Raw genomic sequence first — 17,838 nt, 5'->3', positions numbered from 1 at the left:
TAGCGTTATGGCTAACCGTCATTGCGTTGAAAAACGCAATCTTATATCCTTTCATCACTAACAATACCTTGAAAAGCAATCATGACCAAAAGAGTTCACGTCGCCGTAGGCGTAATATACAAAGACCAACAATTTTTCCTCACCAAACGACTTGAACACACTCATCAAGGCGGTAAATGGGAATTCCCTGGTGGTAAGGTAGAAAATAATGAAACAGTGCATGAAGCACTGCACAGAGAGCTTAAAGAAGAAATCGCAATTGACACATTAGCAATGTTACCGTTAATTGAAATAAGCCATGACTACAGTGATAAACAAGTCTTATTAGAGGTATTCTTAGTCGATCAATTCTTAGGAGAGCCAACGGCACAAGAAGGACAGCAACAAGGTTGGTTTAGAAAAGAGCAACTGGCAGGCATTGATTTCCCCAAAGCAAATACCCCAATAGTAGAAAAGTTACTGTCATTAAATCTAACTGAGGTCTAAATCTATGGTTGGCTCGAATTAATTCGAGCGTTATCGCGATAGCGACTTTTAAAGCGTGTTTAATAACACTATCATCTTGTCATTCACGTTCAAGTGTCGTCATTCCCGTGAATATGGGAATCCATAAAGGAAACAGTCAGAAGCAAAGCAGCTGCCTGACCCCTTTAATGATATTTAAGCCCAACATACTTCAAATAACCATCAGGATGTTGGCCGTTAGGGTCTTTATGAGTCCAATGCACCACGCCGCCTTTATCATTCCATTCATACACGCCATAAAAGCCAATATCATCACCTTCACGGAGTGAGTTGACTCTTGAGCCAATATCAATATTATGGGCAACCAATACTGTTTGATTGTTTTTCAGTCTTACTATAAAACGTTGATGACGTGAACCTTCATTGTCATCGGGTAGCATTCTAACTACGCGACCAAAACCTCGTACTTGCACATTTGATAACTGATTTTGAAATAAGTGGCTAATTTTTTCGACATCGGATAACTTTGATAAGTCTACACTACGTTCAAATTCAAATTCTTCATCAAAAGCATTAGCTAAAAAGTCATCAGAAGAATTACTTTCAGTTAATAAAACAACCTGGTCAGGCTTTGTAGTTGACGCTTTTCCTGGGGCAAATTGATCGAGATAAATTAACCCTGCAATTAGAGCTAAAAGAGCAAATAGTATATTTTTCATATTCCGTGAAGTCAGACTATCTAATTTATTTATAAATAGTATGCCCTAAATAGATGTTTTTAGGAAACTTTTGCTTGATTATAAAGTGACTAAACCATACATGACTTCCAGCAAGTTGTTGTCAAATTGTACAATTAAAAATTTAACCTATACTCCAGAGTAACAAATTAATTGAAATTTAACTCTGCTATCAATTTATCGGGTTGATGTTGTTCAGATAACTGTTAAGGAAAATTACGATGAATAATTTATCTAAAAAGTTAGTAACAGCAGCTGTGTTAGTGTCTGCTGCAGGTGTAGTATTTGTAGCACAAAGTGGCGGTGATGATGAAATGAAAAAGCAAATCAGCCAAGCTCGCTCTGCTGCCCCTGCATCTATCAGCGGTAATGCAACGATCATGTCTGCTGGTAAAGTACTAGTGAAAGGCACTAATGATTGGATATGTATGCCAGATACTATGCCTGGTGATGGTAATCCAATGTGTAATGATCCTACCTGGATGAAAATGCTGACAGCACTTGGCAATAAGGCTGATTTTAAGGCTGACAGTATTGGTATTTCATATATGCTAAAAGGCGACGTTGGCGCAGGTGTGAGTAATTCAGATCCTTATCATCCAGATCCAAAAAATGCCGATGACTATACTGAAACCGGGCCACATTTGATGATAATTGTTCCAAAAGAATTGTTAAAAGGACTGACTGACGATCCTAACTCCGGTGGGCCTTATGTTATGTGGGGCGAAACTCCATACGCACATATAATGGTACCTGTAGGAGATAAAGAGTAATTATTTAGTCAGGGTGCGATTAAATAAAGTCGCACCTTTTTAGCAAATTTTATCTACAAATTATTCCGACTCAACAAAAAACTTATTGTTTTGTAAAAACTCATCTTCCAAAGCATCTAACATTTCTTCAGATAACGGCTGCGCGCCTTGGACAGGTTGTGATATTTTATGGCCTTCACTGGCCCATTCACCTAAGTCAATTAACTGACAACGTTTGGAACAAAATGGACGAAATTCAGATTCAGTATTCCAAACAACTTCAGTTTGGCAATTAGGACAATTTACTTTGGTAGTCATAATAAAAACAGCTTAATTAAAAAGGGTAGTTTAACTTATTATTAAGGTGTAGGTAATAGCAATTTAAGTCAACACTTTGAAAGGTGGAATTTAACCGTATCGGTAATGTATTGCTGGCCTTTAGTTTCGCACAATGCCATGAAGCGAATTGAATAGCGGTATCGATTACCACTTACCGATGGAAAGTAATCTACTCCTTCAGGTAATTTAACCCGAAGTAAGAGTAACCCTTCTCCATTATCTTGGTAAAAACTATTACCCGCTTCAATTTCTTCAAACGCAGATTTTTGTCGAATAAACTTAAGGATCATAACTAAAGCTTGTTCAACAGTACCTAAAGCACCTAACCATCTATCAACATCTTGTTGAATAAAAATAGGTGGTTGGTTCAGCCAATAGACAAGGGCGGGCAAGTCAAAACCACAATAAGCACCTTGTAAGGTAAAACGTTTGCGCATGCCATCTAAAAACTTATCATCTTTTAAGCTAGCCCATAACGGTTTTTTAGAGCGAAGGCTTGTAGTTAACGATTTAGTTTGTTCAAGGTTTAGTTGCAATGCTTTTGAATTTACATCGGGAGATTTTGACCACAGAATTAAATTCTGCTCAAGCTTTTCTAAATCTTTAATAACATCGCCGCGTAAATCAGTTCTGTCTAAGGTATCTAAAATAGCAAACAGGGCATTGAAAAACAGGGTATGGCTTGACGAAAATTCTTGCGCCAAACACGAACGTGCTTGAACAAATAATTGCTCAAGTTTCAGATAGTTACGAATCCGTTCGTTAAGTGGGTGCTCATAAAGAATTTCAGGCATATTGTTATAGTTTTTATTATGATCTTTATATACTAACCAGAGATTTGACTAAAGGCTATTATTTTTTTGGCTGCTGGTATGGATAGCGTGAATTTTAAATCATGGATGATTTAACTTAGAATTGCCACGGATGGCATAAATTCTGTATTCCTAGGTTATGACGTTACCTTGTTAACCCACGACTAACTTTAAAAATTCTCTATGCAATAATTCAACTTGTTCTTTTAACGCTTCGATAGAGCAATCATCATTATTAATGACATAGTCAGCATAAGATAAACGCTCTTCACGAGATACTTGGGCATTTAGAATTTTCTGAACCTGCTCAGTGGTATTATTGTCACGACTTACAGTTCTCGCAATTTGTGTTTCAGGTTTAACATCAATCACCAAAACTTTTTCAACAGACTTATTAATACCATTTTCAATTAACAGCGGGGCGACAAGAAAACAATAAGGACTTTTAGCTGCTATACACTGCTGTGCCATAGCGTTACGAATAAGAGGGTGCAAAAGTGCGTTTAACCAATGTTTATCATCCTCATTGGCAAATACCCGGTGACGTAACTTGGTTCTGTCTAAATTGCCATCGTTTAGTATAAACTCAGCGCCAAAATGTTCTGCTATTTGAGCAAGGGCAGGTGTACCTGGTTCAACAACTTCGCGAGCAACAATATCGGCATCAATAATATCGATGCCGTAGGTTGCAAAAATATCAGCAACAGTGGTTTTACCGCTACCAATACCACCTGTTAAACCTATCACTAACTTTGACATACTACTTCCGTCATTTCTTCTGTTTTGTCATTCCCGAGGCGACGGGAAGCAATTGCTCTTATCACCCCCAGGGGGAACCTTTTTGTCATACCCGCGTAGCTTACAACCATTTTTCGTCATTCCCGCGTACGACTACATGGATGTAGAAGTTAGAGCGACGCATGGATGCCAAAGCCGAGGCGGGAACCTAAAACACTAACCACTTCCTGAACACTAACCACTTCCTGAACACTAACCACTTCCTGAACTTGTTTCAGGAGATCTCATTAAAATTTTATTTCGCTAGGGCGTTCACTGGATATACTTTAACGTCCTATTAAAATCGAACCAACTAGTGCGCGTTATTTTTTTTACGCAAGCATCCCCAAATACCAAGCCCAAATACCTTCACCCCATAATGCGGTGATCCAGCCGGCAATAGCTAAATATGGACCAAAAGGAATTGGCTTAGAGCCTTCATGATTTCTAAATACCATCAAACTGATACCTATAACTGCCCCTACCAATGATGCCATCAATATGAGTAATGGCAATAACTGCCAGCCAAACCATGCGCCGAATACTGCGAATAGTTTAAAGTCACCATACCCCATGCCTTCCTTGCCGGTTATTAGTTTAAATATCCAGAAGATACTCCATAAACTCATGTAACCGACAATTGCGCCAATAACAGCTTGATCGATAGACACAAAAACATCATTCAAACCAAGTATCAAACCAAGCCAAACAAGGGGAAGAGTGATTTGATCGGGCAAGATCATCTTATCAACATCTATCATGGTTAATGCAATAAGTGCCCAAGTTAATACCAGCATAAACAATGCTTGCCAAGTTACACCAAAGTACATACCAATAACTAGGGAGGTAATACCGGTCACTGTTTCAATAATAGGGTAACGAGGCGATATAGGGTTAGCGCAAGATGAACATTTGCCTTTTAACACAAGCCATGAAACAACAGGGATATTTTCCCATACTTTTATTTTATGGCCACATTTAGGGCAAGTTGAAGCGGGCTTAGATAGCGTTAATATCTCAGGCGTTTTTTGCTCATTTTCTGGAACCGGCTTTAACTCATCCTCAAGAAACTCACGACACTCACAGCGCCATTCATTTTCAAGCATTTTAGGTAAGCGAAAAATGACCACATTCAAAAAACTGCCTATTACTAGACCAAGGATAGTAATAGTTACATAAAAAATTACCGGGGATTGCTCAAACAGAGCGATAATATCAGACAAAACTGCAGACCTTTTCTTTAGTCCTTAATAAACCGTCACTCTAGTGACGCCCTGAATTTATTTCAGGGTCTATTTCAGGATCTTATTATTATTAAATCGACGACGAAACTGAAGCCGTAATCCCGCGCTTGACACGGGATCTTACTTTTTAAGTTGGATTGTAATTAAATAATCGAACCTAGGGCGAATATTGGCAAATACATAGCGATGATTAAACCACCAATTACTACACCTAATACAGCCATTATTAATGGCTCTAATAAAGCCGTTAAATTATCAACAGCATCATCTACTTCTTGCTCGTATATGGTGGCAACTTTCGCTAACATATCATCTAAAGCGCCAGATTCCTCACCTATAGCGACCATCTGAATAACCATATCTGGAAATATCGGCGTATTTCGCATGGCTAAATTCATCTGCATACCCGATGTAACCTCAGTTCGAATTTCATTAATGCTGTCTCTATAAACAGCATTGCCGGAGGCCCCAGCAGCAGAGGCTAAAGCATCAATTAATGGTACGCCGGCGGCAAAGGTTGTTGACAACGTTCGAGCAAAACGAGCGACGGCGGCTTTATCTAAAATCATCCCGATTATAGGCAGCTTCAAAATTAAAACATCGACTTGATCTCTGAACTTTTGACTTTTAAGGTGTGCTTGTTTATAAACATAACCAATCGCAAATATAAAAGCTAAAACAACCCACCAATAGGCAATCATGAAATCTGAAATCCCAACCACAAAAAGAGTAAAACCAGGAAGCTCTGCGCCAAACCCTTCAAATATTTCAGCAAAGGTGGGTACAACAAAAATAAGTAAAATTGACGTTACAATTATAGCAATCACTACTACTGCGATAGGATAAGTCATCGCTTTTTTAATTTTAGACCTTAAAATTTCAGCCTTTTCTTTATAGATAGCAATTCGATCAAATATAGTTTCTAACGCACCGGACTGCTCACCTGATTCAACTAAGTCACAATATAAATTATCAAAATATTTAGGGTGTTCTCTTAAACATTCAGAAAGTGGTAAACCTGATTGTACTTTATTACCAATGTCACTTAATAATTTACGAATATTACCATTTGGGTTGCCTTTGCCTATCATTTCAATGGTTTGTACTAGTGGCACACCTGCACCAATCATAGTAGCTATTTGTCGGGTAATTACGGCAATATCTTTTGCATTTATTGCTTTATCACCGCCCATACCGAGTAAAGGTTTAGGCTTTTTCTTGGTTTTAAGTGGGGTGACGCCTTGTTTTCTAAGCTGGGCTTTTAATTCCATCATATTGACGGCAGAAAGCTCACCTTTTATTTTTTTACCCTTGCGGTTAACACCTTCCCAAAGAAACACTTCTAAAGGTTTAGGTTTAGCTATCTTGTGCTGGGCACTTGCAATGGCCATAGGTTTTCCTATCTATTATTGTTATTCTAATCTCATCGATTTAAGCGGTAACACGATTGACTTCTGATAAACTGGTGACACCTGATTTGGCTTTTAATAAAGCCGATTGTCTTAAATTGTTATAACCTTCACTTTGCGCCTGGTTAGCAATATCTAGTGAATTGCCACCCTCCATAATAATGCTGGCGGTTTTTTCACTAATTTTCATCACTTCGTAAATACCGACTCGGCCTTTATAACCTTTGGTGCATTCATCACAGCCCACGGCTTTAAATATTTTAAGAGAAGGAACTTCAGACGGCTCAAAGCCAAATTCAATTAACGCCTGTTCAGATATGTCGTCTTCAATTTTACAATGATTACACAATCGGCGGGCAAGACGTTGAGCAATAATTAACGTTACCGAACTCGCTACATTATAAGATGGTACGCCCATATTAAGGAGTCGAGTAAGTGTTTCTGCAGCAGAGTTAGTATGCAAAGTGGATAATACTAAGTGACCGGTTTGTGCCGCTTTAATTGCAATTTCAGCGGTCTCTAAATCACGAATCTCACCAACCATGACAATGTCTGGATCTTGACGTAAGAAAGACTTCAACGCACTGGAAAAGTCTAAACCGGCTCTATTATTAATTTGGACCTGATTAACACCTTCAAGGTTTATCTCAACAGGGTCTTCTGCAGTAGAAATATTACGCTCTTCAGTATTAAGAATGTTTAAGCCGGTATAAAGCGATACGGTTTTACCTGAACCCGTTGGGCCGGTAACTAGTATCATGCCTTGCGGTTTAGAAAGGGCGTCAAGGTAAAGTTGTTTTTGTTCATCTTCGTAACCGAGTATATCAATGCCTAGTTTGGCACTAGATGAGTCAAGAATACGCATTACCACTTTTTCTCCCCACATAGTGGGTAAGGTAGAAACACGAAAATCGATAGATTTTTTCTTAGAAACCGCTAATTTTATCCGACCATCTTGTGGCACACGGCGCTCGGCGATATCAAGTTTTGACATTACCTTTAAACGTGCGGTCATCCTACCTGAAAGGTTTACCGGAGGTGTAGCCACTTCTGTTAAAATTCCATCGACGCGAAAACGAATTCTAAATTTATGTTCGAACGGCTCAAAATGTAAATCAGAGGCGCCTTTTTTAATCGCATCTAACAGAATTTTGTTAATGTATACAACAATTGGTGCATCATCGGCGCCACTGGTTGAATCTTCTTCTTTTTTCTCATCTTCTACGTCTAAATCACCGAGTTCCTCTTGGTCTAAGTCACTAATATCAAGCGCTGAATTTTCATCTTCTAAGATATTTTCAATGGTGTCGATTAACGTCTTTTCATCAGTTAATACCATTTCGGTATTAAAGCCAGTATTAAACTGGAATTCTTCTAAGGCATCAATATTAGTAGGATCTGAAACCGCAACGAATAATATGCCCCCCCTTAAATATAATGGCAGAGCCTTATGTTTTAGGATGAGCTTTTCGCTGCGTAAGCCTTCAGGCAGGAGGCTCAAATCGATTCGTTTTAAATCAATTAAAGGATAGCCAAAACTTTTGGATAGCACTTTTGCCAAAATTAACGGCGATAACTTGTTTTCAGTTATCAAGTAACTAATAATCGATTGTTTTTTCTTTTGACTGATAGAGAAAATATCGGCAGCTTTTTCTTTGGCAATTATTTCATTACGAACTAACGCTGACAGTAAACTGGATTGGCGATGAATTCCTTTCATAAACTTATATTACTTTTATTTTTTATTCTGTTTTTAGTCTACATCATTTTAAGACGAAAACACAAAATTTAGACATAAAAAAACCAGCCTAAGCTGGTTTTTAAGGGGGATAACTAGTTAAATACCACAACCTTTGAAGTTAACACCGCTTGTTGTACAACCCCAAGTTAAACCGCCACCAGTAGCAGCAGCTGTTGCTTCTAGGTCAACTTTAACGCTATCTTCTGTATAAGAAAGTACAACAGTTCCTTCAGTAGTATCAACACAAGATGTGCCTGAAGTTAATTTAGATGCTGCACAAGCGCCGATAGTTTTATTTGAAAAAGAGTAAAATTCAGCAATTTTAATTTTATCACCACCCATAGAAGCTAATGCATTAGCGCCTTTGGCTTTTGATGTGTAATCACTGTAAGCAGGTAGTGCGATTGAAGCAAGAATACCGATGATCGCAACAACGATCATTAATTCGATTAGGGTAAAACCCTGGCTTGATTTCATGTTTTTCATAGTGTTAATTCCGTTAATTAATTAATTGTTATTATGGGGGCTAAAGTTAATATGGCTCATTTTTAACGGTCTGTAAAACATTTTTTAACGTTTTGATCACTTTTTCGGCAAGTTTTTGCCTGTTTGTGCAGTTTTTCGGCGATTGGTTGCCGCTGTTAGCGGCGGAGTACTGAAATTGAAGGGGATGGATTCCCGAACAAGCCGGGAATGACGTTTTAAAAACCGAAGAGAAGAACATGGCTTCCCGAACAAGCCGGGAATGACATGAATTTGGTGTGGTTGTTACTTAAGCAAAACGCATTGATAAATCAATGGCTTGTACGTGTTTGGTTAATGCGCCTACTGAAATGAAGTCTACTTTTGCGGCGGTGTATTCTTTTAATATTTCAATGGTCATGTTGCCAGAAACTTCTAGTTTTGCTTTGCCTCGGGTTAGACTTACCGCGGTTTCAATCATATCTGTGGTGAAGTTATCTAGCATGATGATGTCTGCACCGGCTTCAAGGGCTTGAGTTAATTCATCCAAGCTTTCTACTTCAACTTCTACGGTTTTACCCGGGTGGTTTTGTTTTGCTGTTGCTACCGCATTGTTAATACCGCCACAGGCGTTTACATGGTTCTCTTTAATTAAGAAGGCATCGAACAGGCCAATTCTGTGGTTATGGCCGCCGCCGCAAGTTACTGCGTACTTTTGTGCGCTGCGCATTCCTGGAATTGTTTTGCGAGTATCAAGTAATTTAGTGTCACTGCCTTCTAACTCTTTTACGTATTGGCTAGTAAGCGTTGCAGTGCCTGATAAGCTTTGTAAGAAGTTAAGTGCGGTGCGCTCACCGGTTAATAATAAACGCGCATTACCGTTTAGCTCAAATAATGTGGTATTGGCTTTAACTGTTTGTCCGTCAGCGACAAACCAAGTGATAGATGTGTGGTCATTCGCTGACTCATCAAGCTGCTTAAATACTTCATTTACCCAGGCTACACCAGACACTACACAGTCTTCTCTACAAATAACGGTTGCCACGGCCTTATTATTTTCTGGTATTAAGCAAGCGGTAATATCGTTTTCAGCTTTTGGTAATTCGCTAGGAACTGCTCCTAAATCTTCAGCTAACGCCCAAGTTACAGTCGACTCAATATCACGTTGTAACTCTTTGCTAATATGTAGTTCAGGGCTGTTCATCAGTATTCTCTTTGTTCAGTTAGGTAAAGGTATTGTCCAGATTGACGAAATTCTACTTGTTTTAAAGCGCTCATGCCTAATAGTATTTCGTTTGTATTCATACCTGGGTTTATATTTGCCGCGACATTATACAGAATAATATTACCAATACTCAATTGATCTATTTGAGTTTGGTATACCTTTACTCGTCCATTCGCTGTTTGGACAAAATGATTGCCTAAATTTGGTAAATTAAGGGTATCTGCTATTTTTGCCGGAATTGACACATTAGTCGCCCCGGTATCAAGTAAAAATACCACCCGTTCGTTATTAATAGTACCAGCGGAAAGATAATGACCGTATTTGTTTCTTTTTAGGATGACCTCGGCTAAACCATCACTGGTTAAGGCAACTTGCGGCACTTGATTAGGGTTTTGTTGTTTATCGATAAATCCCTGGAATGCCCATACTAATAATGCAAAAAAAATGATCCAGGCAATCCACATCATGCCTTTGCCTAATTTTACTGTGTCATCTGTTTTGTGCATGTTTTGAGTGTACTCTTTGTTTTAAATAGATTGCGGCATTCAACACAATAACGTTAAGCTTAGTAAAGCTATCTGCCCGCTAACAGTATAAGGTTATATAACAGTAGTATGGAGACAAAGTTTACAATCGACAATGGTTGGATCGAAATATCGGCTAAAAATTGTTTTGATGTTAGTCACCGTGAGTCGTCTCATTGTGATGACAGAGAGTGTGATGATATTAGTTTGTTGGTGATCCACAATATCTCTTTACCGCCAGGAAAGTTTGGCAGTAACCATATTAGCGATTTTTTTTTAGGTAAGCTTAATCCTGATGACGATGAGTATTTTCAGAGTATTTACCAAATTAGAGTTTCAGCCCATTGTTTAATTCGTCGTGATGGTGCTGTTGTGCAATATGTACCGTTTAATAAGCGCGCCTGGCATGCAGGTGTTTCTTGTTTTAATGAGCGAGACAAGTGTAATGATTTCTCTATTGGCATAGAAATGGAAGGTACCGATGAATTGCCTTATACCGATGAGCAATACGATTCATTGCAACAATTAACCACTGCGATCACTAAAAAATATCCTGCTATTAATAGCGATAGAATTACTGGACATTGCGACATTGCGCCGGGCCGTAAAACAGACCCCGGTGAAAGTTTTGACTGGCTTAAATATAAAAACGGCTTGAAAAATTAACATTAAAATAATTTAAGTATTTTATTTTCTGGCAATCGCACAGATGTGCGAGTAAAATTTTATTAAAAGAAAGTATTTGAATATAATTAAGAAAAACAGGAATTTTAATGACCCTTATTAGCTTACTAATCGCTTTAGCCGCTGAGCGAGTTTTGCTATCTAAACATTGGCACTTTAATTTTTATTATGGCCGTTATCTAAAATTTGTTCGTGGTTTTGTCTCCAAGGGCGAGATCAGTAAAAGCAGTTTAAACGTATTCGTTTTTGCATTAATTCCTGCTGTATTGGTTGGCGGGCTATTGGTGTTAATCGACAGTACCTTGGTTACTTTTATTGTCTCGATACTAATGCTTATTGTTTGCTTTGGCTGTACTGAAGCTCGAGATTCTTATAAAGGCTTTTTAAATGCAGCAATGCGCGGTGATGAAGTCGCGGTTTCTCATTACCAAATGGAGTTGCAACAAAACCAAGAATTTGAGGGTGAAAGCTTTGGTCAAACTTTAGTCTGGTTAAACTACCAATACTATATGGCGGTTATGCTGGTATTTATCTTCTTTGGTATTGGCGGCGTGATCTTATACCGTGTATTGGTAGCGGTTGGTAATAATGTCAAAAACGGTGAAGGCGAAGCTTATCTGCCCGAAGCTGCTGTAGAGCATGGCCGTGGCTTGTTGTTTGCGATAGATATTATTCCAACTAGATTTGTCGCATTTGGCTATATGTTAGTAGGGCATTTTTCTAAAGCATCCACTATTTGGCTTGAAGGCCTGTTAAACTTTCATCAATCATCACGCAGATATTTATGTACGGTGGCAAAAACTTCAGAAGATTACATCATTAAAGATGATGATTTAACCGCTGAACCATCCTTGCTAGTTCGCCTCGCTAAGCGTAATGTTTTACTGTTACTAGCCGCTTCAGCATTCATGACTATTGCTGGTGTGTTAAGTTAATCCGTTTGGTATAAAACCTCAGTTCAACAAGAATCTTCATAGGCCGCTTTCATAGCGGCCTTCTCTTTTATATCAAAAAAACATATCGATTGGTCTTACCAATGTGGTTTAGGTGTCATATTTTAATCAATCTGCTTCTTCGCCGATAAATGTAATAAGTTTACATTTACAACTAAGTCTGTTACTTTATGTTGAATTATAGATATATTGGTAAGACCAATTAACCAATATCTTTCACTTTAATTCGAGTTATTTGCGTAATAGTTATGACCTTTAAAAAGATACAACAACCTAAACTATCTGATGTGATCCTTGCTCAGCTAGAAGATATGATTTTAGAAGGGAGCTTATTGCCCGGACAAAAACTGCCACCTGAGCGCGAGCTTGCCGAGCAGTTTTCAGTATCAAGGCCGTCATTACGCGAGGCTATACAAAAGCTTGAAACCAAAGGCTTGGTAACACGTCGCCAAGGTGGTGGCACTTTTGTAAAAGAAAACTTATTAGAAGGTATGTCAGATCCGTTATTTGATTTGATGGCTAATAAAGGTGAAGCGCAACTGGATTTATTAGAGTTTCGCCATGGTATTCAAGGTATGGCTTCATATTACGCAGCAATGCGCGGTACTAAGCAAGACTTTATTAATATTACCGAAAAGTACGAAGCAATTACGGTTGCACAAATTGAAAATACACAAATTAGTGAAAATTTTCGCGGTGAAGCCGAAACAGTATTCGACTTTTACCTGGCTATTTGCCAAGCATCGCATAATGCGGTGATTTTACATTTAGCCCGCGCAATGGGGTCGTTGTTAATAGACAACATTGAAAAGAATTTACAAGTGCTTGCCAAACGTCCTGAAGTTCCTGGACGAATCGCTCATTATAGAAAGCGATTAATGGAAAGCATTATAAGTGGTGAACCGAATAAAGCCTGGGGTGCGAGTCACAAAAACCTTGCTTACATCGAAGAAGTTATGCTCAAGCTTGGCAAAGAAGATAGTCGAGTAACACGTTCACTAAGGCGCTTCCAAACGGGCTAAGGCCAGGAAGCAGCCAAAAGAGCAATAAACGCCGTTAAAATTGTAATTAACGGCAGAGATTACTAAGGGTTGTTTGAAATTTGAACTATCTTTAATGCAAATTAAAAATTAATACATAAACAATAATCGTTTATCAGAACCGGAGTTAAAAAATCGTTATGACTGAATTACTCAATCACGATATTGATCCTCAAGAAACACAAGAATGGCTAGATTCAATGGAAGCTGTTCTTGAACAAGAAGGTCCAGCACGTGCTCATCAATTATTAGAGTCTTTAATTGAACGCGCTCGTCGCGGTGGAACACATTTACCATTTGAAGCTAAAACTGCTTATGTAAACAGTATCCCTGTAAATCAAGAGCCGCAAATGCCAGCCGATCAAACAATTGAAGCACGTATTCGTGCGGCAATTCGCTGGAACGCTTTAGTACTGGTTTTACGTGCCTCTAAAAAGGATTTAGAGCTTGGTGGCCACATTGGTTCTTTTGCTTCTTCGGCGATGCTTTACGATGTAGGTTTTAACCATTTCTTTAAAGGTGCTTCAGAGAAAGGCAGTGGCGATTTTATTTTTGCCCAAGGTCATATTTCTCCAGGTATTTATTCTCGTGCCTTCTTAGAAGGACGTTTAACTGAAGATCAAATGAACAACTTCCGTCAAGAAGTTGACGGTAATGGTTTATCTTCATACCCACATCCGCACTTAATGCCTGATTTTTGGCAGTTCCCAACGGTATCTATGGGCTTAGGTCCATTACAAGCAATTTATACTGCTCGTTTCTTAAAATACCTAACCGATCGTGGCATTAAAGATTGTTCAGGCCAACGTGTTTACTGTTACTTAGGTGACGGTGAAACTGATGAGCCAGAATCATTAGGTGCAATTGGTTTAGCGTCTCGTGAAGGTTTAGACAACTTAACGTTCGTGATTAACTGTAACTTACAGCGTCTTGATGGCCCTGTTCGTGGTAACGGCAAAATCATTCAAGAACTTGAAGGCACATTCCGCGGCGCAGGCTGGGAAGTCGTTAAAGTTATTTGGGGTTCATATTGGGATGCATTAATTGCCCGTGATACTTCAGGTAAACTTTTACAACTGATGAATGAAACAGTAGATGGTGAATACCAAAACTGTAAAGCCAAAGGTGGTAAGTACACTCGTGAAAACTTCTTCAACAAGTACCCTGAAACAGCGGCGCTTGTGGCTAATATGTCTGATGAAGACATTTATCGCTTAAACCGTGGTGGTCATGACCCTGTTAAAGTGTACGCCGCTTACAAAAAAGCGATGGAAACGAAAGGTCGTCCAACGGTAATTCTTGCAAAAACTGTTAAAGGTTTTGGTTTGGGCGCTTCTGGTGAAGCATTAAACATTGCCCATAATGTTAAGAAAATGGACGTTGAGTCAATTAAACATTATCGCGATCGCTTCAATATCCCGGTAAGCGACGAAGATATTGCTGACTTACCGTACTACAAGTTCCCAGAAGACAGTGCTGAATACAAATACATGATGGCGCGTCGTGAAGCATTAGGTGGTTCATTACCAGCACGTCTAGAGCAACCAGAAGCAGCAATGGAAATTCCGCAACTGAAAATTTTTGATGCGGTATTGAAAGGCTCTGGCGAGCGTGAAGTTTCTTCAACAATGCAATTTGTTCGTGTACTTAACAATTTATTAAAAGATAAACAAATTGGTAAGCGCATTGTTCCTATTATTCCTGATGAAGCACGTACCTTTGGTATGGAAGGTTTATTCCGCCAAGTTGGTATTTACGCTAACGAAGGCCAAAAATACGTACCTCAAGATGCTGATCAAGTTGCTTATTATCGTGAAGATAAAAAAGGTCAAGTATTACAGGAAGGTATTAACGAGCTAGGCGCAATGGCTTCATGGGTTGCATCTGGTACGTCTTATTCAACGTGTAATGCTACCACTATCCCGTTCTACATTTACTATTCAATGTTTGGTTTCCAACGTGTTGGCGATTTAGCTTGGGCAGCAGCAGACAGTCAGGCACGTGGTTTCTTATTAGGTGCAACAGCTGGACGTACAACGCTAAACGGTGAAGGTTTACAACATCAAGATGGTCATTCACATGTTCAAGCGGGCTTAATTCCAAACTGTGTTACTTACGATCCAACTTACGGTTATGAAGTTGCCGTTGTAGTACGTGAAGGCTTGCGCAGAATGTATGAAGAAAATGAAAACATCTTCTTCTACTTAACCTTGATGAATGAAAACTATCAGCACCCGGCAATGCCAGCAGATGCAGAAGATGGCATCATTAAAGGTATTTACAAGCTAGAAACTGTTAAGCCAAGCAAAAAAGCGAAAGCGAATGTTCAGCTTATGGGTTCAGGTACTATTTTATTACAAGTTCGCGCTGCTGCTCAAATTCTTGCTAACGATTTTGGCATTTCAAGTGACGTTTACTCGGTAACCAGTTACAACGAACTAGCACGTGAAGGTCAAGAAGCAGTACGTTACAACATGCTTCATCCAGAAGCAGAGCAGAAAGTACCATATATTAGCCAAGTAATTACTAAGGACAATGGTCCTGCAATTTCTGCAACTGATTATGTTAAAGCATACTCTGATCAAGTTCGTGCCTTCATCGATACTGATTACCGTGTATTAGGTACAGACGGATTTGGTCGCAGTGATTCACGTGCTAATTTACGTCGTCACTTTGAAGTTGACCATAACTACATTGTTGTTGCTTCATTATACGAGCTAGCACAACGTGGTGAAATTAAAATGACTGTAGTGACTAAAGCGATTAAAGACTTTGGTATTAACACTGACAAAATTAACCCGCTATACGCGTAATTGACTAGGAAAGGAAAATACAGATGTCTGATATTAAACAAGTTCTAGTCCCTGATGTAGGTGGCGATGAGGTTGAAATTATTGAGTTATGTGTTGCCGTTGGTGATACAGTTGAAGTAGAAGATGCATTAGTTAGTGTTGAAACTGACAAGGCATCTATGGATATTCCTGCACCATTTGCCGGTACTATCACTGAAATCAAAGTTGCCGTAGGTGATAAAATCAACGAAGGTGATTTAGTCGTGATGATTGAAGCGGCCGGTGCTGATGCACCTGCTGCTGAACCTGAAGCTGCAGCACCTGTTGCCGCAGAGCCAGCGCCCGTTGCGGAAGCAGCGCCAGTAGCCGCAGCTCCTGCTGTAGTTGCAACTGAAAGTGCTGTAATTGAAGTAACCGTACCAGACATTGGTGAAGACGGTGAAGTAGATATTATTGAAGTATTAGTTGCCGTTGGCGATGAGATTGAAGCTGAAGATGGCTTAATTACCTTAGAAACTGACAAAGCAACTATGGACGTACCTGCACCACAAGGCGGTAAAGTTGTTGAAGTTAAAGTTGCTGTTGGTGATAAAGTTGGCCAAGGTAGCTTGGTTATTATGCTTGAAACTTCAGGCGGCGGTGCAACTCAAGAGGCCACCCCTGCCGCAGCTCCGGCACCAGTTAAAGAAACTACTGTTGTAGCAGCTCCTGCACCACAAGCGCCTAAAGCTGCTCCAGTGCCGCACCATCCAAGTGCTGGTACTAAGCAAAGCCAAGGTCACATTTACGCATCGCCGTCAATTCGACGTATCGGCCGTGAATTTGGTGTCGACTTAACTAAGGTCAAAGGTACTGGTAATAAAGGTCGTATTTTAAAAGAAGATGTTCAGTCTTACGTTAAATATGAATTATCACGTCCTAAAGCTACGGCGAATACTTCTGTTGCCGGTGGCGCAGGTGGATTACAAGTTATTGATAGCAAGCCAATTGATTTTTCTAAATTTGGTGAAATTGAAACATTGCCATTAACTCGTATTCAGAAAATATCTGGACCATTCTTACACCGCAACTGGGTAACTATCCCGCATGTTACTCAGTTTGATGAAGCCGATATCACTAACGTTGAAGCGTTCCGTAAAGAACAAAACGTTATTGCTGAAAAGAAAAAGCTTGGTTTTAAAATTACGCCATTAGTGTTTATTTTAAAAGCTGCCGCTGATGCATTACGCGAGTTCCCGGTATTTAACTCAAGCTTAAGTGAAGATGGTGAAAGCCTGATCATGAAAAAATACATCAACATTGGTGTAGCGGTAGATACGCCAAATGGTTTAGTGGTACCAGTAGTACGTGATGTTGACCAAAAAGGCATCCATCAGCTATCAAAAGAGTTATTAGAAATTAGTATTAAAGCCCGTGACGGTAAGCTGAAAGCTGCTGACATGCAAGGTGGTTGTTTTACTATCTCTAGTCTTGGCGGTATTGGTGGCACAGCATTTACACCAATTGTAAATGCACCAGAGGTAGCAATTTTAGGTGTATCTAAGTCTGAAATGAAACCTAAATGGAATGGTAAAGACTTTGAGCCGAAGTTAATGTTGCCATTATCAATGTCATACGATCACCGTGTAATTGATGGCGCATTAGCCGCACGCTTTACTGTACATTTATCGTCTGTGATGTCTGATATTCGTCAGTTAATTCTATAGGTTTTATTATTATAGATGTTTGGTTAGTTGTTAACGCGAGTATTGATTAATAATGTTAATAACTAGCCAATAATTAATAGTGTCCGGCCCCTCTAAAAATTTAATCAAACATTTAAATGTTTATAAAAAGGTCGCCGGAGACTGATTAAAAGGCTTGTTAAAACAGATATTTCAAC

17 protein-coding genes are annotated in these 17,838 nt (G+C 39.2%); 7 read left to right on the top strand and 10 right to left on the bottom strand.

What is annotated here, in order from left to right; genetic code table 11:
- Nucleotides 1–81: 81 nt before the first annotated feature.
- Complete coding sequence (gene mutT, locus RI844_RS10540) at nt 82–486, top strand: 8-oxo-dGTP diphosphatase MutT (protein WP_348394636.1); 405 nt, start codon at nt 82–84, stop codon at nt 484–486.
- A 164-nt stretch (nt 487–650) separates the two neighbouring features.
- Here mutT and RI844_RS10535 read toward each other — a convergent pair whose 3' ends face one another.
- Nucleotides 651–1,184: a DUF3465 domain-containing protein gene (locus RI844_RS10535; protein WP_348394635.1), complete on the bottom strand. Its 534-nt coding sequence runs from the start codon at nt 1,182–1,184 to the stop codon at nt 651–653.
- Between the two features lie 239 nt (nt 1,185–1,423).
- Here RI844_RS10535 and RI844_RS10530 point away from each other — a divergent pair, with 239 nt between their 5' ends.
- On the top strand, nt 1,424–1,975 hold the full coding sequence (locus tag RI844_RS10530; RefSeq protein WP_348394634.1) for a hypothetical protein: 552 nt from the start codon (nt 1,424–1,426) through the stop codon (nt 1,973–1,975).
- Between the two features lie 60 nt (nt 1,976–2,035).
- Here the strand turns inward: RI844_RS10530 and yacG are convergent, their stop codons facing one another.
- The 9 genes from yacG to RI844_RS10485 all read right to left on the bottom strand — a co-directional run bounded on the left by yacG (nt 2,036) and on the right by RI844_RS10485 (nt 10,469).
- The gene (gene yacG / locus RI844_RS10525; protein ID WP_348394633.1) at nt 2,036–2,272 is read right to left on the bottom strand and encodes a DNA gyrase inhibitor YacG; all 237 of its coding nucleotides are present in this window, start codon (nt 2,270–2,272) and stop codon (nt 2,036–2,038) included.
- A 68-nt stretch (nt 2,273–2,340) separates the two neighbouring features.
- Nucleotides 2,341–3,087 (bottom strand): cell division protein ZapD, encoded by a 747-nt coding sequence (gene zapD / locus RI844_RS10520; RefSeq protein ID WP_348394632.1) that lies wholly within the window; start codon nt 3,085–3,087, stop codon nt 2,341–2,343.
- Nucleotides 3,088–3,258: 171 nt separating this feature from the next.
- Complete coding sequence (gene coaE / locus RI844_RS10515) at nt 3,259–3,864, bottom strand: dephospho-CoA kinase (RefSeq protein WP_348394631.1); 606 nt, start codon at nt 3,862–3,864, stop codon at nt 3,259–3,261.
- A gap of 350 nt (nt 3,865–4,214) precedes the next feature.
- A complete protein-coding gene (locus RI844_RS10510) occupies nt 4,215–5,105 on the bottom strand; it encodes a prepilin peptidase (protein ID WP_348394630.1) in 891 nt (296 codons plus the stop codon).
- A gap of 164 nt (nt 5,106–5,269) precedes the next feature.
- Nucleotides 5,270–6,517: a type II secretion system F family protein gene (locus tag RI844_RS10505; protein WP_348394629.1), complete on the bottom strand. Its 1,248-nt coding sequence runs from the start codon at nt 6,515–6,517 to the stop codon at nt 5,270–5,272.
- Nucleotides 6,518–6,557: 40 nt separating this feature from the next.
- A complete protein-coding gene (gene pilB / locus RI844_RS10500) occupies nt 6,558–8,255 on the bottom strand; it encodes a type IV-A pilus assembly ATPase PilB (RefSeq protein ID WP_348394628.1) in 1,698 nt (565 codons plus the stop codon).
- A gap of 117 nt (nt 8,256–8,372) precedes the next feature.
- Nucleotides 8,373–8,762: a pilin gene (locus RI844_RS10495; protein ID WP_348394627.1), complete on the bottom strand. Its 390-nt coding sequence runs from the start codon at nt 8,760–8,762 to the stop codon at nt 8,373–8,375.
- 286 nt (nt 8,763–9,048) lie between these two features.
- Nucleotides 9,049–9,942, bottom strand: coding sequence for a carboxylating nicotinate-nucleotide diphosphorylase (nadC, locus tag RI844_RS10490; RefSeq protein WP_348394626.1), 894 nt, complete (start codon nt 9,940–9,942; stop codon nt 9,049–9,051).
- Entirely contained in the window at nt 9,942–10,469 is a 528-nt protein-coding gene (locus tag RI844_RS10485) for a retropepsin-like aspartic protease family protein (RefSeq protein ID WP_348394625.1), read from the bottom strand. Before RI844_RS10485 ends, nadC begins: the two co-directional genes overlap by 1 nt.
- Before the next feature lie 108 nt (nt 10,470–10,577).
- Between RI844_RS10485 and ampD the strand changes: the two genes are divergently transcribed.
- From ampD to aceF, 5 genes are all read left to right on the top strand, one after another.
- Nucleotides 10,578–11,153, top strand: a complete 576-nt coding sequence (ampD, locus tag RI844_RS10480) for a 1,6-anhydro-N-acetylmuramyl-L-alanine amidase AmpD (protein ID WP_348394624.1) — start codon at nt 10,578–10,580, stop codon at nt 11,151–11,153.
- Between the two features lie 107 nt (nt 11,154–11,260).
- Complete coding sequence (ampE, locus tag RI844_RS10475; RefSeq protein ID WP_348394623.1) at nt 11,261–12,106, top strand: regulatory signaling modulator protein AmpE; 846 nt, start codon at nt 11,261–11,263, stop codon at nt 12,104–12,106.
- Between the two features lie 266 nt (nt 12,107–12,372).
- Complete coding sequence (gene pdhR / locus RI844_RS10470; RefSeq protein ID WP_348394622.1) at nt 12,373–13,146, top strand: pyruvate dehydrogenase complex transcriptional repressor PdhR; 774 nt, start codon at nt 12,373–12,375, stop codon at nt 13,144–13,146.
- 158 nt (nt 13,147–13,304) lie between these two features.
- Nucleotides 13,305–15,977, top strand: a complete 2,673-nt coding sequence (gene aceE, locus RI844_RS10465; protein WP_348394621.1) for a pyruvate dehydrogenase (acetyl-transferring), homodimeric type — start codon at nt 13,305–13,307, stop codon at nt 15,975–15,977.
- Between the two features lie 23 nt (nt 15,978–16,000).
- Nucleotides 16,001–17,662, top strand: coding sequence for a dihydrolipoyllysine-residue acetyltransferase (gene aceF / locus RI844_RS10460; RefSeq protein WP_348394620.1), 1,662 nt, complete (start codon nt 16,001–16,003; stop codon nt 17,660–17,662).
- The last annotated feature ends 176 nt before the right edge of the window (nt 17,663–17,838 follow it).

The sequence above is a fragment of the Thalassotalea fonticola genome (genome assembly GCF_032911225.1).
Lineage (GTDB): Bacteria > Pseudomonadota > Gammaproteobacteria > Enterobacterales > Alteromonadaceae > Thalassotalea_A > Thalassotalea_A fonticola.
Note: the sequence above shows the minus strand (reverse complement) of the source record. Positions and strands in the feature narration are given on the sequence as shown.

Bases quoted from the DNA above. Each gene is read 5' to 3' on its own strand.
- ampE (WP_348394623.1), top strand. From the start codon at position 11,261: ATGACCCTTATTAGCTTACTAATCGCTTTAGCCGCTGAGCGAGTTTTG.
- pilB (WP_348394628.1), bottom strand. From the start codon at position 8,255: ATGAAAGGAATTCATCGCCAATCCAGTTTACTGTCAGCGTTAGTTCGT.
- RI844_RS10530 (WP_348394634.1), top strand. From the start codon at position 1,424: ATGAATAATTTATCTAAAAAGTTAGTAACAGCAGCTGTGTTAGTGTCT.
- RI844_RS10495 (WP_348394627.1), bottom strand. From the start codon at position 8,762: ATGAAAAACATGAAATCAAGCCAGGGTTTTACCCTAATCGAATTAATG.
- RI844_RS10485 (WP_348394625.1), bottom strand. From the start codon at position 10,469: ATGCACAAAACAGATGACACAGTAAAATTAGGCAAAGGCATGATGTGG.
- ampD (WP_348394624.1), top strand. From the start codon at position 10,578: ATGGAGACAAAGTTTACAATCGACAATGGTTGGATCGAAATATCGGCT.
- yacG (WP_348394633.1), bottom strand. From the start codon at position 2,272: ATGACTACCAAAGTAAATTGTCCTAATTGCCAAACTGAAGTTGTTTGG.
- RI844_RS10505 (WP_348394629.1), bottom strand. From the start codon at position 6,517: ATGGCCATTGCAAGTGCCCAGCACAAGATAGCTAAACCTAAACCTTTA.
- RI844_RS10535 (WP_348394635.1), bottom strand. From the start codon at position 1,184: ATGAAAAATATACTATTTGCTCTTTTAGCTCTAATTGCAGGGTTAATT.
- nadC (WP_348394626.1), bottom strand. From the start codon at position 9,942: ATGAACAGCCCTGAACTACATATTAGCAAAGAGTTACAACGTGATATT.
- pdhR (WP_348394622.1), top strand. From the start codon at position 12,373: ATGACCTTTAAAAAGATACAACAACCTAAACTATCTGATGTGATCCTT.
- mutT (WP_348394636.1), top strand. From the start codon at position 82: ATGACCAAAAGAGTTCACGTCGCCGTAGGCGTAATATACAAAGACCAA.
- aceE (WP_348394621.1), top strand. From the start codon at position 13,305: ATGACTGAATTACTCAATCACGATATTGATCCTCAAGAAACACAAGAA.
- zapD (WP_348394632.1), bottom strand. From the start codon at position 3,087: ATGCCTGAAATTCTTTATGAGCACCCACTTAACGAACGGATTCGTAAC.
- coaE (WP_348394631.1), bottom strand. From the start codon at position 3,864: ATGTCAAAGTTAGTGATAGGTTTAACAGGTGGTATTGGTAGCGGTAAA.
- aceF (WP_348394620.1), top strand. From the start codon at position 16,001: ATGTCTGATATTAAACAAGTTCTAGTCCCTGATGTAGGTGGCGATGAG.